Source organism: Altererythrobacter sp. KTW20L, assembly GCF_023501975.1.
Taxonomy (GTDB): domain Bacteria; phylum Pseudomonadota; class Alphaproteobacteria; order Sphingomonadales; family Sphingomonadaceae; genus Alteraurantiacibacter.
Window position 1 is genome coordinate 143,457 of the sequence record NZ_JAMFLH010000003.1, and the last position, 16,798, is coordinate 160,254.

Here is a 16,798-nt window from a genome sequence, read left to right on the forward strand (position 1 = left end):
TGCCCGCGAAAAAGAGCCGCCTACCAGATCGACACGCGCTCCTCGGGCGGCAGGTAGAGCGGATCTTCGGGCGACACATCGAACGCCTCGTACCAGGCATCGACATGGCGCACCGCGTTGTTGAGGCGGAAATCGGAAGGCGGGTGAGTGCCGCCAACCATCTGCGCACGCCGCGCCTCCGGCCGGATCATGCCGCGCCAGACCTGCGCGAAGCCGAGGAAGAACCGCTGGTCGCCGGTCAGCCCGTCGATCATCGGGGCCTCTGCCCCGTCCAGCGACAGGCGATAGGCGCGATAGGCCATCTGCAGGCCGACCACGTCGCCCAGCGTCTCGCCCATGCCGCGGCTGGTCAGGCATACGTCGCCGTCCTCGGTGCAATACTGCTGGAGCAAGGTGAGAAGCTTGTCGGTCTGCGCGCGAAAGCCCGCCTGGTCCTCGGGCTGCCACCAGTTGCGCAGCGTGCCGGTCCCGTCATAGCGCGATCCGCTGTCATCAAAGCCGTGGCCGATCTCGTGGCCGATGACCGCGCCGATAGCGCCATAGTTGACCGCCGCATCGGCACTGGCATCGAAGAACGGTGCCTGCAGGATCGCCGCAGGGAAGACGATCTGGTTGAACGGCGGCATGTAATAGGCGTTCACCGTCTGCGGCAGCATCAGCCATTCCATCCGGTCCACCGGCTCGTTCAGGTCGGCCAGCGAATCGGCTTTGCGCCAGGCGCTGGCGCTGATCCGGTTGGCGACCGGCTGGCCGGGGCGCACTTCCAGCCCGTCATAGGTCTCGAACTCTGCCGGATAGCCGATCTGCGTGGAGAAGCTGGCCAGCTTGGCCCGCGCTTCGGCCAGGGTGGCCGGCGTCATCCAGTCGTTGCTGGCCAGGTCCTCGCCCATCGCGCGGATCAGGTTGGCGACCAGTTCGTCCATCTGCGCCTTGCTTTCGGGCGGGAAATGGCGCTCGACATATTTGGCGGCGAGCTGCTCGCCCAGCATGCCTTCGACTTCGCCGATGGCGCGCTTCCAGCGCGGGCGCTGTTCGGTCTGGCCGTTCAGCACCGTGCCGAAGAAGGCAAAGTTCGCATCGTCGATCGCGCGCGGCAGGACAGGGGAGTAGGACGACAGCAGGCGCACCGCCATCCACGCCTTGAGGTTGGCGAGCGGAGTTTCGGCCACCAGTTGCATCATCGCCGGCATGCCGCCGCCCATCATGGCGAGCTGTTCGGGGGTGAGGCCCAGTTCGGCCACTTTCTCCTCGGTCGGCAGGATCTGGCCGACAATGAAACGGTCCACCCCGGCAAAGCCGTTGGCATCGAGCATCACGTCGGTGGGGAAAGCCGGGGCAAGGGCCGCCATCTCGGCGCGCGACACCTCGTTGTAGGTCAATTCGGGGATGCGCAGGACCTGCCCGTCCCATTCCAGCTCGGCCACCTGATGTTCGAAGTCATAGACGATCTGCGCTGCGGTCGCCGGATCGGCATAGCCCGCCTGGCCCAGCATGAAGGTGAGGAATTCCATGTAGGCGGCACGAATCTCGAGATTGCGTTCACTGTCCACCAGGTAATAATCGCGGTCGGGCAGGCCCATGCCGGAGAACCCGGCCGATGCGACGTGGGCGTTCGGATCCTTGCGGTCGATGGTCACGCCCGCCGTAACAAGAGCGGGAACGCCCGGTTCGGCCGACAGGGCGACCAGCGCGGACAGATCCGGCGCGGCATAAATTTCACCCAGCAACGGATAGACCGGGGTAAGCCCCGCCGCATCGATGGCGTCCTGGTCAAGGAAGGCCTGGTATGCATCGACCAGCCGCCGCTCCGCCGTGCCGGGGGCCGGGTTGGCGGCGACCATGTCGGCCACCAGCCGTTCGACATCGGCAACGGCCTGCTCGCTCAGCATGTCGAAGGCGCCAAACCGCGAGCGGTCGGCCGGGATCTCGTTCGCTGCAACCCAGCGCGCGTTGACATAGGCGTTGAAGTCCACGCCGGGATTGATTGCCGGGTCGATCTGCGACAGGTCCACGCCCCAGGTACCAAAGTCCATCGTGGGGACAGCCATCGGTGCGGGGGGCGCGTCGGCTTGAGCTGTGGCGGGAATGGCAGTGGCGAGCGCGATGATGGAAATGCCGGTGGCAAGCAGTTGGCGGATCATGTGGTCCCTCGGGTTTGCCGCAGCGGGTGCGGCTTGGGTCTGTCAACGAAGCCTTAGCGCCGCTCCCCAGGGGAGGAACGTCGTTCGTCGGTTTCAGTTGTTACTTGGTCGATTTGTCGGCCAATTCAAGCCGCAGCGTCATCGAATTGCAGCGCGGCAAGGCGCGCATAGAGCCCGCCCCTGGCAATCAGGCTGGCATGATCGCCTTCCTCCACGATGCGCCCGCCGTCCATCACGATGATCCGGTCTGCCGCGCGCACGGTGGCCAGGCGGTGGGCGATGACGATGGTGGTGCGGTTCTGCATCAGCCGGTCCAATGCCTGCTGCACCAGTTGTTCGCTTTCGGCGTCCAGGGCGCTGGTCGCTTCGTCCAGCAACAGGATAGGTGCATCGCGCAGCAGGGCGCGGGCGATGGCCACGCGCTGGCGCTGCCCGCCCGACAGCCGCGCGCCGCCTTCGCCCAGGTAGGTGTCGAGGCCATCGGGCAGGGCACGCAGGAAGGTTTCCGCGTTGGCATCGCGGGCCGCCTGCCAGATCTGCTCTTCCGTGGCGTCCCACGCGCCATAGCGCAGGTTGTCGCGCGCATTGGCGGCAAACAGCGTGCCTTCCTGCGGGACCAGCGCCATGCGGGCGCGGATGGCGGCGGGATCGGCCTGGGTCAGCGGAACGCCGTCCATCTTCACCGTGCCCGAGGTCGGATCGTAGAACCGCTCGGCCAGCTGGAAGATCGTGCTCTTGCCTGCGCCAGAAGGCCCGACGATGGCCACGGTCTCGCCAGGTTCCACCGTCAGGCTGAAGCTGTCGATGGCATTCTCGGACAGGCGCGTGGGATAGCTGAACGTCACGTTCTGGAACGACAGGCTGCCGCGCGGCGGTTCGGGCAGGGCCACGGGCCGCGCCGGCGGGGCGATCGCGGGCTTTTCGTTGAGCAGTTCGTTGAGGCGGCTGGCCGCACCCGCCCCGCGCAGCAGGTCGCCATAGACTTCGGCCAGCGCGCCGAACGCGCCTGCCACCAGCATCCCGGTGAGGACAAATGCGGCAATGTCGCCACCCGAAAGGCTGCCGTCGGCCACCAGCAGCGCACCGCGCCACATGACCCCGGTGATCGCACCGAAGATCAGCGCGATGACCACTGCCGTCATCACCGCGCGCAAGGTAATGCGCTGGCGGGCGGTGTCGAACGTCGCCTCGACCTTCTCGGCAAAGCGGCCAAGCTCGCGCTTTTCCTGGTTGAAGCCCTGGACGATCTTCATCGCGCCCAGCACTTCGGACACCTGCGCGCCGACATCGGCCACGCGGTCCTGGCTCTCGCGGCTGACCTTGCGCAGGCGGCGGCCGATCAGCACGATGGGCACGATCACCACCGGAATCGCCACCGCCATCAGCAGGGCAAGGCCCGGTGCCAGCACGATCATGTAGGCCGATCCGCCAAGCGCCATGATGAGGTTGCGCAGCGCCACCGACACCGTGGTGCCCACCACCACTTCGATCTGCGCGGTATCGGCGGTCATCCGGCTGGAGATTTCCTTGGGGGAGTTTTCCTCGAAGAACCCGGGCGACAGGCGCAGCAGGTTTTCCTGCACCCGCTGGCGGATATCGGCGACCACCCGCTCGCCCAGCATCGACACGAAGTAAAACCGGCAGGCCGTGCCCAGGGCCAGCACGGCGGCGATCATGAACAGGTTGCGGAACCAGCGGTTGATTTCTTCCGGGTTGGTCCCTTGCGTGAACCCGCCGTCGATCACCTCGCGGAAATAGGCCGGGATGGCCAGCGTGGCGGCCGCGGTGACGAACAGGGCCAAACCCGCCAGCCCGATCAGCCCGGGATAGGCGCGCGCCGCCTTGAAGATCATCGCCAGCGGACCGAGCGACCGGGCGGGCGGCGGATCGCCGGCGTCAGGCGTCTCGGCTGGGGCGACGGTTTGGGATGATGCGCTGGTGGCCATTGGCGCAGGCGACTAGCCCAATTGGCCGCCAGAATGAAGGCCAAGCACATCACAAATTGTCGCGCGCTGCAGAAAGAAGCGCACAAATGCCTTTTGCTGCACTGCAACAACCCCTACATAGGGGTGGAGGACGCGGCGACAGACCGGGTCGCACACAAGATCGCAGCAGAAGGAACGCCATGCTCTATTCCGCCTACGAAATGCACCGGCAGATGATGAATGCCGCGAGCAACTGGGCGAACGTGGGCGCGGCCATGCTGTCGAACCCGGCGCTGCCGATGGGCTATTTCGGACTGGGTCCGGCCATGGCGAGCGCGCTCAAGGTCTTTGCCCACGTTTACGAGGAACGCGGCAAGCCCACGTTCGATATCGACACGGTCAAGGTGGATGGCAGGGAATTCGACGTTACCGAACAGGTCGTGTTCGAAAAGCCGTTCGGCAGCCTCAGGCATTTCAAGCGCGAGGGGCTGCCCAAGGATGCGCCGAAGCTGCTGATCGTCGCGCCGATGAGCGGGCACTATGCCACGCTGCTGCGCGGCACGGTGGCGCGCATGGTGGAAAACCAGGAAGTGTGGATCACCGATTGGGCCGACGCGCGCATGGTGCCGCTGTCCGAAGGGCTGTTCGACCTGGATGACTACATCGATTACCTTATCGAGTTCCTGCAATTCATCGGTGCCAATGGAAAGGGCAGCACACATATGCTGGCCGTGTGCCAGCCGTCGGTCCCGGCCTTCGCCGCCGCTGCCGTGATGGGCGCCAACGAGGATCCGTTCCGTCCTGCCAGCCTGACCATGATGGGCGGGCCGGTGGACACCCGCGCCAGCCCGACCAGCGTCAACGACGTGGCGGTGGACCGGCCCTTGAGCTGGTTTGCCAACAACGTCATCGCCACGGTCCCGCTCAGCTATCCCGGTGCCGGGCGCAAGGTCTATCCCGGCTTCCTGCAACTGGCCGGGTTCATCTCGATGAACCTCGAAAGCCACATGCAGAGCCATTATCAGATGTTCCAGCACCTCAACCTGGGCGACCACGATAGTGCCGAGGCCACGCGCAAGTTCTATGACGAATACCTGTCGGTCTGCGACATGACGGCGGAATTCTACCTCCAGACGATCCACCACGTGTTCCAGGAGCACACCCTGCCGCGTGGCAAGTTCGTCCATCGCGGCAAGGCGATCGAGCCGCGCGCGATCCGCGATACGGCCCTGCTGGCGATCGAGGGCGAGAAAGACGATATCTCGGGCATCGGCCAGACCAGGGCGGCGCTCGACCTCGCCCCGCTGCTGCCGGATGCGCAGAAGAAATATCACCTCGCCAAGGACGTGGGCCATTACGGCATTTTCAACGGGTCCAAGTGGCGCAACCAAATCGCCCCGGTGGTGGAAGACTGGATCCGCGCCAACCCGCGCTGAAAGCTAGGCTGCTGAGGCTGCCGACGACGGGGCCACCGCCCGCGCTTTCAACCGCGCCATCGGGACCCGGCTTTCGGGCCCCTCGACGCGGCGGACATAGGACCACAGGGCGCATTGCAGGCCCACCAGCATGAACAGGAACGGCTGGTAGCCGATGCCGACGAAGGCCGCGCCCGCCAGGTAGACCAGGTGTCCCTGCTGCAGCGCCGTGGCGAGGCCCCATTGCCAGCTCGAATTGTCGCCATCGCGGCGGCGGAACCGGCGGCGCAGTTTTTCCATGTGCCACAGCCCCAGAAGCTGCAGCCACAGCCAGATTCCCAGCCCGACATAGCCCTGTTCGCCCAGCAGCTCGAAATAGGACGAGTGGTAGGCGCGGGCTTCCTCGGTCACCTCGCGCAGTTCGACCTGGCGGTTGTTCTCCGGCCCGGTCACCACCTGCACATTGTAGGTGAAGCTATTGGCGCGATAGGCATCGAACCCGCCGCCCAGCGGATGGTCCCTGGCATAGTCGATGGTCCATTGCCACACCACCAGCCGGGTCGATGCGGACTGGTCGCCGCGGAAGCCGGTGATGGTCTCCATCCGCTCGACATAGCTGGCCGGCAGGAAGGGCACGGCCATGGTCAGAGCCAGACTGGCCGCGCCCATATAGAGGAACCGGTGTTTGACCGAGCGCAGCAGGAGCACGCCCAGCACGGCAATGCAGATCAGGCCGGTGCGCGCCGAGGTGCCGACCGGGATCAGCAGGCAGGCAAAGACCAGCCCTGCGGTAAAGGCCCATGTGGTCCAGTGGCGCGGGAAGATGTTGGTGTGCCGCGCCACCCACAAGGCCAGGGGAATTGTGGCAATGGCAACGGTGGAGATGATCGAGCCTTCGTACATGCCCGAATTCTGGTCCACCAGCAGGCGCAATTCGCCGTAACCGCCGCCGCCAAAGACCGTCTTGATCCCGCCATTGATGGCAATGGTGCCCACCGCCAGCACGACGAAGGTGACCGCCGCCTCGATCCGCAGTTTCGTCCGCAGCGTCAGAGGCAGGAAAGCGGCAAAGATCAGCGCCTTCCATACCCAGTCCCATTTGGCCCAGGCCGAATCCTGGAATTCCGCGCCCAGCGTGGTCATCCCGCACCACGCCAGCAAGGCCAGGATCAGCCCCTGGCGCAAGGTGAAGCGCGAGCCGTTCTTGGCATCGAGCAGCAGGTAGCCGGCAAAGGCGACGACAAAGGTGATCATCGACAGCTGGAAGCTCTGGATCAGGCCCCAGCCGATCTTCTGCGGGGCCACGATGTCGATGTAGATATAGGCCAACACCCAGATGAACGGGCGTTTCAGCCCCAGTAGCAGCAAGAGGCCGATAAAACCGAGGAGGAAGAGGTCCTTCAGCATGGCCTAGCTGTCCCGATCCGCCGGGGGTGCGGGCGCGCGCTTCTTGAGCCAGCGCGAGCGCGGCGCAGCGTCGCCCTCCTCGTCCAGCTCGTCACGCGACAGCAGCCGACAAGCGGCATAGGCCATCAGTCCGTGGGTCAGGGCAAGAGTGAGGATATCGACCAAGCGGGCGGCTTTCGGGTTGTTGCGGGAATCTTCCCTCGCTGGCCCTAGCCGACAGTCATTGACGCGCCGTTAAGCTTGTCATGGCAGGACATGTCCACCATGCGCATCCTCCATGTCCTCGATCATTCGCTGCCCATGCACAGCGGCTATACCTTCCGCACCCGCGCCATCCTGAAAGCGCAGGAGGCGCTGGGGTGGGAGGTGCGCGGGATCACCGGCTTGCGACACACTGCCACCGGACCCGAGGTGGAACAGGCAGAAGGCCTCACCTTCCACCGCACCTGTGGCGAGGCGGGCGGCCCGCCCGGTATCCGCGAATGGGCCGGTATCCGCGAATGGCGCGAAGTGGCCGCGCTGACCGAAGCGATCTGCGCGCTGGCGGCACAGTGGCGACCGGACGTGCTCCACGCCCATTCGCCTGCGCTGTGTGGCCTTGCCGCGGTCCGCGCCGGAAAGCGCCTCGGCATCCCGGTGGTCTATGAAATCCGCGCCTTCTGGGAGGACGCCGCCGTGGGCAACGGCACGGGGCAGGAAGGCTCGCTCAAGTACCGCCTGACCCGCGCGCTGGAAGACCATGTGGTGGCCCGTGCAGACCGGGTGGTGACGATCTGCCAGGGCTTGCGCGCCGACCTGGTCGCGCGCGGCGTGGCGGCGGAAAAGTTGACGATCATGCCCAACGGGGTGGACCTTGGCCTGTTCGGCCAGCCTATCGCGCGCGATCCGGTGCTGGCTGATGAGCTGGGGCTGGGCAGCGGCCCGGTGATCGGCTTCATCGGCAGTTTCTATGACTATGAAGGGCTGGACGACCTTGTCGCCGCCATGCCCATGCTGCTCGAACGCCACGCCGATGCGCGGCTGCTGCTGGTGGGCGGCGGGCCGATGGAACAGGCGATCAGGGCTCAGGTCGAGGCCTCGCCCGCCGCCCATGCAATCTGCTTCACCGGCCGCGTGCCGCATGGCGAGGTGGAACGCTTCTATGCCCTGGCCGATATCATGGCCTATCCGCGCAAGGCCAGTCGGCTGACCGACCTGGTCACCCCGCTCAAGCCACTGGAAGCCATGGCCCAGGGCAAGATCGTGGCGGCCAGCGATGTCGGCGGCCACCGCGAACTGATGACCGACGGGGTGACCGGCACCCTGTTTACGCCCGATGATCCCGCCGCCTGCACCGCCGCACTTGCCGACCTGCTCGACCGGCGGCAGGACTGGCCCGCGATCCGCGCTGCTGCCCGTGAGCATGTCGTCAACAGCCACGACTGGGCCAGCAATGTTCAGCGTTATCAACCCGTTTACCAAAGCCTGTTAGGCCCTTCGCTTCATGGCCGAATCCGTGCTGCCGCCTGATGGCTCAAGCATTTACGAGGACCGGCGCAGGACAGGACTGATACGTGGCAAGTCTGGCTAACGACAACGGAATGAAGGGCGCGGGCGCAAAGCCGCCGATCGCCACCCATCCGGCATTTCCCTTCATCGTGGCACTGTGGTTTGCCGCGCTGCTGGGGCTCGGCAGCCTGATGGTGCCCGTGCCGCTGCTCGAAAGCCTGACCGTGGCGACCGGCCTGGCCGGCATTGTCCCGGCCACGGCCCCGCCGCTGGGCTTTACCGCCCGCGCATTGATGGCCATTGCCTTTGCCGGTGGCGGCGCGCTTGCCGGGCTGTTGATCGCCCGCCAGGTGGCAAGGGCACAGCGGGTAGAGCCCACGCGCCGGACCAATCCCGTTGCCGCCGACCGGACTGCCGCCGACCGTCGCCCGATTTCGGCCCATGACGAACTGGGTGACGAGGGGCTCGACGGGGTGTCGAAACTCACCGCGCCGCGCGCTGGCGCACTGGGACGTCGCGGCCTGACAGCCGAAGCGGAGCACGTGCCGGCAGACCTGCCCGAAGACCCGCAGCCAGAGCAGGCAGCCGAAGTCAAACTCTCGCGCCGCCTCGGGCTGACCGCGCTGTCGCAGCAGCCCGACGCTGCTGGTGCGCCGGAAGACCTGGTGCTGGACGATTCGTTCGAAGAGCCCGAACTGACCGACGAAGCGCTCGACGCCCACGAGCCGGAACCCGTCGCCGCACATGCTTCCGAGCAGCTCCCGACACTGGCCCCGACACTGGCATCAGAAGATGCGACCCCCGGGTTTACGACAATTTCAGCCGCCGACGAGGCAGACGACAGCAGGGACGATACCATGGATGACAGGCAATTCTTCCACATCGCGGGCGAAGCCGCTTCGCATGAGCGGGAAGAGCGGCAGGAATTCCATTTCCCCTCCGCCGAGCAGGGCCGCTCTCCCGTCGTGCCCTCGATCGACCTGTCGTGGGATGACGAGCCGGAAAACGCCGCCGAAGAAATGGCCGCAGTTGAAGCCGAACCGCAGCCGGAAGCCGGTGACGAGGATATTTCTGCCGACGCGCTCGACTTCTCGCCGCCCTCGCTGGCCCGCCAGCTATTTGCCGACGACGACGAGACCGCCGGTGAAGCGGTAGACCAGGAACTGTCCGCTGCATTCGATGCAGAAGAGTTTGCAGGCGAGGTCGATGCCAGTCCGCTTGACGATCTCGGCCTGGTACAGCTGGCCCAGCGCCTCGGCTCGTCGATCGAAAAGCGGCGCGAGATGCGCGCCGCCAAGGCTGCGTTGGCTGCGTCAGCCGCCCACCAGCTGGTTGCGGCTCCCGCAGTGGCCCCCGTTCCGGTCGATACCCTGGCACAGCAGTTCGGCCTGGCCGAACCCGACGAGGCAGCCGAAGCCATGGCCGCCTATTTCTCGCGCCCCGCGCCGGTTGCCGACGAGGCCGGAGTGGCCGACGAATCCACGGTTGCCGAAGAAAAAGCATGGGACGAGCCCGTGTACCGCGAGCAGGAACCGGTCTATCCCAATGCCGAGGTCGAGCCGGAACCTGCGGCCCGCCAGATGTTCGAACCGGCCCCCGCTCCTGACGCTCCGCCGCACGCCTTCGAGACGTTGGCCGGTCTGGCCCGGATCGACATTGACGATGAGGACGAGGACGAGGAGATCGCAGATCTGGCCGCTTCGTTCTCGCTGCCCCTGTCGCGCCTTTCGCTGGCCCACCCCGAACCCGCCGCGGAAAGTGCTGACGAAGCCGAATTGGGTTCGCAGATGGCTCCGGGCAACCCGTTCCAGCAGCAACAATTCGTGCGGATCGAGGATGAGCCGGAACCCGCAATGGACGAGGCCCAGCCCGCCGTGATCTTCCCCGCCGAAGCCACGCAGGCCGCCGCCCCTGAACCGCTCGCTTTCGAGTCCCCCGCCTTCCAGGCCCAAGCCCGGATCAATAGCGAGGAACATGAACGGGCCCTGCGCGAAGCCCTGCTCAACCTCCAGCGGATGAGCGGCGCGGCCTGACCGTCGGGCCTCCTTGCAGGCCTTCCACCTACGGTCTTTGGACTAGCGGGGCGCACGAACTGCGCTCCGCTAGTCCGTATCGCGCGTCCGTCTCCGGCCCGCCCCTGGTCCGACCTGGCGATTTGACCCGCCTGTGACCTTGCCAAAACAGCTTCGTGTCGCCATGGGGAACCCTCGCGACATTTATGACAAGCACCCATGCCAGGTGAGTCGCGTTTCGCTGCCTGCCCGAGCAGGTGCCGAAGCGCTCCGCACTATCGGCCTGAGACAGGACGACGAGAGTTGAACGAACTGCCAGCCCGCCAGGGCCTTTACGATCCGCGTAACGAACATGACGCCTGCGGCGTGGGCCTTGTGGCCCACATCAAGGGCGAAAAATCGCATGCCATCGTGACCCAGGCGCTGGAGATTCTGGCCAATCTCGACCACCGTGGCGCGGTGGGCTCCGATCCCCTGCTGGGCGATGGCGCGGGCCTGCTTATCCAGCTGCCCGACCAGTTGCTGCGCAAGTGGGCCACTGCCGAAGGCCTGACCCTGCCGCAGCCGGGCGACTATGCCGTGGCCATGTGCTTCCTGCCGCAGGACGAGGCCGCGCGCGATTTCGTGGTCGCCGCGTTCGAGAAGTTCGTCGCCAAGGAAGGCCAGAAGCTGATCGGCTGGCGCGACGTGCCGGTGAATACCGAGGGCCTCGGCAAGACCGTGCTCGCCTCGATGCCGGTGATCCGCCAGTGCATCGTGGGCCGCGGCGCCAATTGCGCCGACCAGGATGCGTTCGAGCGCAAGCTGGTGGTGATCCGCAAGCAAACGCAGAACCCGCTGGCGGCCCTGGCCGAAAAGCATGACCTGCCGGGCCTCACCGAAATGTACATGCCCAGCTTCTCCAGCCGCACCATGGTCTACAAGGGCCTGCTGCTGGCAACGCAGGTGGGCAGCTTCTACCGCGACCTGCAGGATCCCGATTGCGTGTCGGCGCTGGGCCTTGTCCACCAGCGCTTCTCGACCAACACCTTCCCCAGCTGGCGGCTGGCCCACCCGTTCCGCTTCATCGCCCACAATGGCGAGATCAACACGGTGCGCGGCAATACCAACTGGATGAACGCCCGCCGCCGCACGATGGAATCGGACCTGCTGGGTGCCGACATGGACAAGCTGTGGCCGATCGTGCCGCACGGCCAGTCCGACACTGCCAGCCTCGACAACGCGCTCGAACTGCTGGTCGCGGGCGGCTATCCGCTGGCCCACGCGATGATGATGCTGATCCCCGAAGCCTGGGCCGGCAATCCCGACATGGAGCCCAAGCGCCGCGCATTCTACGAATACCACGCCGCGCTGATGGAGCCGTGGGACGGCCCTGCGGCCGTATGCTTCACCGATGGCCGCCAGATCGGCGCCACGCTGGATCGCAACGGCCTGCGCCCCGCGCGCTGGTGCGTGACCAAGGACGACCTCGTCTGCCTCGCTTCGGAAAGCGGCGTGCTGCCGTTCAAGGAAGAGGATATCGTGCGCAAGTGGCGGCTCCAGCCCGGCCGCATGCTGCTGATCGACCTGGAAGAAGGCCGCATCATCGAGGACGAGGAGCTGAAGGCCAGCCTCGCCAATGCCCAGCCTTACGAGGAATGGCTGCACAAGGCGCAGTACAAGCTGAAGGACCTCGAAGCGATCGAGACTTCCAGCGAAGCCGTGCGCGCCAGCGACGAAACGCTGCTCAACCGCCAGCAGGCGTTCGGTTACACCCAGGAAGATGTCGCCAAGTTCCTCGAGCCGATGGCCGTGGCGGGTGACGATCCGATCGGTTCGATGGGCACCGACACGCCGATTGCCGTGCTATCCGCCCGCAGCCGCCTGCTCTACGACTATTTCAAGCAGAACTTCGCCCAGGTCACCAACCCGCCGATCGATCCGATCCGCGAGGAACTGGTGATGAGCCTGCTGTCGATGATCGGCCCGCGCCCCAACCTGCTGGGCATGGATGCCGGCCTGCACAAGCGGCTGGAAGTGGACCAGCCGATCCTGACCAACCAGGACATGGAAAAGATCCGCTCGGTCGAAGCCAGCCTCGACGGGGCTTTCCGCACCGAGACGATCGACATCACCTGGGACGCAGAAACCGGCGCCGAGGGCCTCGCCCAGGCGATCCAGGAAATGTGCTGGACCGCGACCGAAGCCGTGCTGCAGGATCGCAACATCCTGATCCTGTCCGACCGTGCCGCCAGCCCCTCGCGCATTCCGATGCCCGCGCTGCTGGCAACGGCCGCCGTGCACCATCACCTGGTGCGCCAGGGCCTGCGCATGCAGACCGGCCTCGTGGTCGAAACCGGCGAAGCGCGCGAAGTGCATCACTTCTGCGTGCTGGCAGGTTATGGCGCCGAAGCGATCAACCCCTATCTTGCCTTCGAGACACTGGAAGCGATCCGCGCCGACAAGCACGCCGATCTTGCGCCCGCGCAGGTGCAGAAGAACTATATCAAGGCGGTCGGCAAGGGCATCCAGAAGGTCATGTCCAAGATGGGCATCTCGACCTACCAGTCCTATTGCGGGGCGCAGATCTTCGATGCGGTGGGCCTGTCGTCGGCTTTCATCGACAAGTATTTCACCGGCACCGCCACCACCATCGAAGGCATTGGCCTTGCCGAAGTCGCCGAAGAAACGGTGCTCCGCCACCAGGCTGCCTGGGGCGACAACCCGATCTATCGCCACATGCTCGATGTTGGCGGGATCTACCAGTACCGCATCCGTGGCGAGGAACACGCCTGGACCCCGTCGAACGTGGCCGACCTGCAGCACGCGGTGCGCGGCAACAGCTTCGAGAACTACCAGGCCTTCGCCCGTTCGATCAACGACCAGTCGGAACGCATGCTGACGATCCGCGGGCTGATGGAACTGAAGAAGGCCGACAAGCCGCTTGATATCAGCCAGGTCGAACCGGCCAGCGAAATCGTCAAGCGCTTCGCCACCGGCGCGATGAGCTATGGCTCGATCAGCTGGGAAGCCCACACCACGCTGGCCGTGGCGATGAACCGCATCGGCGGCAAGTCGAACACCGGCGAAGGCGGCGAGGATCCCAAGCGCTTCACGGCCATGGAAAACGGCGATTCGATGCGCTCTGCCATCAAGCAGGTGGCATCGGGCCGCTTTGGCGTGACCACCGAATATCTCGTCAATTCGGACGATATCCAGATCAAGATGGCCCAGGGTGCCAAGCCCGGCGAGGGTGGGCAGTTGCCCGGCCACAAGGTGGACAAGACCATCGGTGCCACCCGCCACTCGACGCCGGGCGTGGGCCTCATCAGCCCGCCGCCGCACCATGACATCTATTCGATCGAGGATCTGGCTCAGCTCATCCACGACCTGAAGAACGTGCAGCCCTCTGCCCGTATCTCGGTCAAGCTGGTAAGCGAAGTGGGCGTGGGCACGGTGGCCGCAGGCGTTTCCAAGGCGCGGGCGGACCATGTGACCATTTCCGGCTATGAAGGCGGAACCGGCGCTTCGCCGCTGACTTCGCTGACACATGCCGGCAGCCCGTGGGAAATCGGCCTGGCCGAAACCCAGCAGACTCTGCTGCTGAACGACCTGCGCAGCCGCATCGCGGTGCAGGTCGATGGCGGCCTGCGCACCGGGCGCGATGTCGCCATCGGCGCGCTGCTGGGGGCCGACGAATTCGGCTTTGCCACGGCCCCGCTGATCGCGGCGGGCTGCATCATGATGCGCAAGTGCCACCTCAACACCTGCCCGGTGGGCGTGGCGACGCAGGATCCGGTGCTGCGCGCGCGCTTCGTCGGCCAGCCCGAACACGTCATCAACTACTTCTTCTTCGTGGCCGAAGAGCTGCGGGCGATCATGGCCGAGATGGGCTTTGCCACGATGGACGAGATGATCGGCCGGGTGGACCTGATCGACATGAAGCGGGTGGACCGGCACTGGAAGGCCGCCGGTATCGACCTCACCCGCCTGCTCACCAAGGTGGAGGTGCCCGCCGGCAAGCAGCTCTACCGCACCGAAGTGCAGGACCACGGGCTGGAAAACGCGCTCGACAACGACTTGCTCCAGGCCGCGCGTCCCGCGCTCGATCATGGCGAGACGCTGGTGCTCGATTTCCCGATCCGCAACACCAACCGCACCGTCGGTGCCATGCTGTCGGGCGAGATTGCGCGGCGGTTCGGCCATGCCGGGCTCAAGGCCGACCAGCTGCGGATCAACTTCACCGGGGTTGCCGGGCAAAGCTTCGGCGCATGGGCCGCCCACGGCCTGACGCTGGACCTGGTGGGCGATGCCAACGACTATGTCGGCAAGGGCCTGTCGGGCGGCCGCCTGATCGTCCGTCAGCCGGAAGGCGTTGACCGCGATCCGACCAAGAACATCATCGTCGGCAACACCGTGCTCTATGGCGCCATCGCGGGCGAAGCCTATTTCAACGGCGTGGGCGGCGAACGTTTCGCCGTGCGCAATTCGGGCGCCATCGCGGTGGTCGAAGGCACGGGCGACCACGGTTGCGAATACATGACCGGCGGCGTGGTCTGCGTGCTGGGTGCCACCGGTCGCAACTTTGCCGCAGGGATGAGCGGCGGCATTGCCTATGTCTATGACGAGGATGGCACTTTCGCCAGCCGCTGCAACATGGCCCAGGTCGAACTGCTGCCGATCGGCACCGACCCCTCGCCCACCGAGGGAATGGGCCTGCCGCAACAGCGGGCGCTCGACATCCACGATTTCGGCATGGGCGATCCTTTGTACCACGATGCCGAACGGCTGCGGGTGCTGGTGGAACGCCACAAGCTGCACACCGGCTCTGCCCGGGCGGCGGCATTGCTGGATGATTGGGACAATGCCTTGGGCAAGTTCATCAAGGTGATGCCGCGCGACTATGCCAGGGCGCTGCGCCAGATCGAAGCCGAGCGCGAGGCCGTGGCCTCTGTCGCCGCCGAATAAGGGTTACAGGAAATGGGCAAGGAAACCGGGTTTCTCGAACTCGACCGCCAGGATCGCACCTATGCCGATCCCAAGGAGCGGCTGCATCACTACAAGGAATTCGTCATTCCGCCGAGCGAAAGCACCCTCAAGGGGCAGGCCTCGCGGTGCATGAATTGCGGCATTCCCTACTGCCACAACGGCTGTCCGGTGAACAACATCATCCCGGACTGGAACCACCTGGTCTATGAGGGCGACTGGAAGAATGCCCTGGAAGTGCTGCATTCGACCAACAATTTCCCCGAATTCACCGGCCGCATCTGCCCCGCCCCGTGCGAGGCAAGCTGCACCCTGAACCTGACCGACCAGCCGGTCACCATCAAGTCGATCGAATGCGCCATCGTCGATCGCGGGTGGAAGGAAGGCTGGGTCGCGCCGCAGGTTCCGGCAAAGAAGACCGGCAAGAGCGTGGCCGTGATCGGCTCCGGCCCTGCCGGCATGGCTGCCGCCCAGCAACTGGCGCGCGCCGGCCATTCGGTAACCCTGTTCGAGAAGGCCGACCGGATCGGCGGCCTGCTGCGTTACGGCATCCCCGACTTCAAGATGGAAAAGCACCTCATCAACCGCCGCGCAGTGCAGATGGAAGCCGAAGGCGTGACAATCCGCACCTCCACCGAAGTGGGCGTGGACGTATCGATGAAGTCTCTGCGCGAGAACTTCGATGCCATCGTGATGTCGGGCGGCGCGGAAGATGCGCGCCAGCTCACCATTCCCGGTGCCGAGCTGCCCGGCGTGCGGCTGGCGATGGAATTCCTCACCCAGCAGAACAAGCGCAATGCCGGCGACAGCGAGGAACGCGCCGCCCCGCGCGGCACGCTGACCGCAACCGGCAAGGACGTTATCGTGATCGGCGGCGGTGATACCGGCTCCGACTGCGTGGGCACCAGCAACCGCCAGGGCGCAAAGTCTGTCACCCAGATCGAGATCATGCCCCAGCCCCCGGCGCACGAGAACAAGCTGCTGACCTGGCCCGACTGGCCGATGAAGCTGCGCACGTCCTCCAGCCACGAGGAAGGCGTGAACCGCGATTGGGCCGTGCTGACCAAGGAAGTCGTCAGCACCGATGGCGTGGTCACCGGTCTGAAATGCGTTCGCGCCGACTGGTCCGAAGGCAAGTTGCAGGAAGTGCCGGGCACCGAATTCACCCTGAAGGCCGACCTCATCCTGCTCGCCATGGGCTTCGTCGGCCCGCGCAAGGCAGGGATGATCGACCAGTCGGGCGTTGAGCTCGACGGGCGCGGCAATGTGCTGGCCGATACGACCTCCTACCAGACCTCGGACCCGCAGATCTGGGCCTGCGGCGACATGCGGCGCGGGCAGAGCCTCGTCGTCTGGGCCATCCGCGAAGGCCGCCAGTGCGCCCGCGCGGTGGACGAAGCGCTGATGGGCGTGAGCGAACTGCCGCGCTAATGGCCGGGTGATGG

At 65.7% G+C, this 16,798-nt stretch carries 9 protein-coding genes; 5 read left to right on the forward strand and 4 right to left on the reverse strand.

Going from position 1 to position 16,798, the window contains the following annotated elements; translation table 11 throughout:
• Nucleotides 1-20: 20 nt before the first annotated feature.
• Both M3P36_RS03865 and M3P36_RS03870 read right to left on the reverse strand, forming a co-directional pair.
• Nucleotides 21-2,141: a M13 family metallopeptidase gene (locus tag M3P36_RS03865; RefSeq protein WP_249700913.1), complete on the reverse strand. Its 2,121-nt coding sequence runs from the start codon at nucleotides 2,139-2,141 to the stop codon at nucleotides 21-23.
• 125 nt (nucleotides 2,142-2,266) lie between these two features.
• Nucleotides 2,267-4,087, reverse strand: coding sequence for an ABC transporter transmembrane domain-containing protein (locus M3P36_RS03870; protein ID WP_249700914.1), 1,821 nt, complete (start codon nucleotides 4,085-4,087; stop codon nucleotides 2,267-2,269).
• A 179-nt stretch (nucleotides 4,088-4,266) separates the two neighbouring features.
• On the opposite strand from M3P36_RS03870, the gene M3P36_RS03875 reads away from it, so the two are divergent.
• Nucleotides 4,267-5,502 carry a polyhydroxyalkanoate depolymerase gene (locus M3P36_RS03875; RefSeq protein ID WP_249700916.1) on the forward strand — a complete coding sequence of 412 codons (1,236 nt, stop codon included), beginning with the start codon at nucleotides 4,267-4,269 and terminating at the stop codon, nucleotides 5,500-5,502.
• A gap of 3 nt (nucleotides 5,503-5,505) precedes the next feature.
• Here the strand turns inward: M3P36_RS03875 and M3P36_RS03880 are convergent, their stop codons facing one another.
• The gene (locus M3P36_RS03880; protein WP_249700918.1) at nucleotides 5,506-6,888 is read right to left on the reverse strand and encodes a putative O-glycosylation ligase, exosortase A system-associated; all 1,383 of its coding nucleotides are present in this window, start codon (nucleotides 6,886-6,888) and stop codon (nucleotides 5,506-5,508) included.
• A gap of 3 nt (nucleotides 6,889-6,891) precedes the next feature.
• On the reverse strand, nucleotides 6,892-7,053 hold the full coding sequence (locus M3P36_RS03885) for a hypothetical protein (RefSeq protein ID WP_249700920.1): 162 nt from the start codon (nucleotides 7,051-7,053) through the stop codon (nucleotides 6,892-6,894).
• A gap of 99 nt (nucleotides 7,054-7,152) precedes the next feature.
• On the opposite strand from M3P36_RS03885, the gene M3P36_RS03890 reads away from it, so the two are divergent.
• The 4 genes from M3P36_RS03890 to M3P36_RS03905 all read left to right on the forward strand — a co-directional run bounded on the left by M3P36_RS03890 (nucleotide 7,153) and on the right by M3P36_RS03905 (nucleotide 16,784).
• Complete coding sequence (locus M3P36_RS03890) at nucleotides 7,153-8,397, forward strand: TIGR04063 family PEP-CTERM/XrtA system glycosyltransferase (RefSeq protein ID WP_249701757.1); 1,245 nt, start codon at nucleotides 7,153-7,155, stop codon at nucleotides 8,395-8,397.
• A 44-nt stretch (nucleotides 8,398-8,441) separates the two neighbouring features.
• Nucleotides 8,442-10,409 (forward strand): hypothetical protein, encoded by a 1,968-nt coding sequence (locus tag M3P36_RS03895; protein WP_249700922.1) that lies wholly within the window; start codon nucleotides 8,442-8,444, stop codon nucleotides 10,407-10,409.
• 282 nt (nucleotides 10,410-10,691) lie between these two features.
• Nucleotides 10,692-15,335 carry a glutamate synthase large subunit gene (gltB, locus tag M3P36_RS03900; RefSeq protein ID WP_502798356.1) on the forward strand — a complete coding sequence of 1,548 codons (4,644 nt, stop codon included), beginning with the start codon at nucleotides 10,692-10,694 and terminating at the stop codon, nucleotides 15,333-15,335.
• A 12-nt stretch (nucleotides 15,336-15,347) separates the two neighbouring features.
• The gene (locus M3P36_RS03905; RefSeq protein WP_249700924.1) at nucleotides 15,348-16,784 is read left to right on the forward strand and encodes a glutamate synthase subunit beta; all 1,437 of its coding nucleotides are present in this window, start codon (nucleotides 15,348-15,350) and stop codon (nucleotides 16,782-16,784) included.
• Nucleotides 16,785-16,798 lie beyond the last annotated feature (14 nt).

Excerpts from the sequence above, each read along its gene's own strand:
- M3P36_RS03865 (WP_249700913.1), bottom strand. The coding sequence starts at position 2,141 with ATGATCCGCCAACTGCTTGCCACCGGCATTTCCATCATCGCGCTCGCC.
- M3P36_RS03870 (WP_249700914.1), bottom strand. The coding sequence starts at position 4,087 with ATGGCCACCAGCGCATCATCCCAAACCGTCGCCCCAGCCGAGACGCCT.
- M3P36_RS03875 (WP_249700916.1), top strand. The coding sequence starts at position 4,267 with ATGCTCTATTCCGCCTACGAAATGCACCGGCAGATGATGAATGCCGCG.
- M3P36_RS03880 (WP_249700918.1), bottom strand. The coding sequence starts at position 6,888 with ATGCTGAAGGACCTCTTCCTCCTCGGTTTTATCGGCCTCTTGCTGCTA.
- M3P36_RS03890 (WP_249701757.1), top strand. The coding sequence starts at position 7,153 with ATGCGCATCCTCCATGTCCTCGATCATTCGCTGCCCATGCACAGCGGC.
- M3P36_RS03905 (WP_249700924.1), top strand. The coding sequence starts at position 15,348 with ATGGGCAAGGAAACCGGGTTTCTCGAACTCGACCGCCAGGATCGCACC.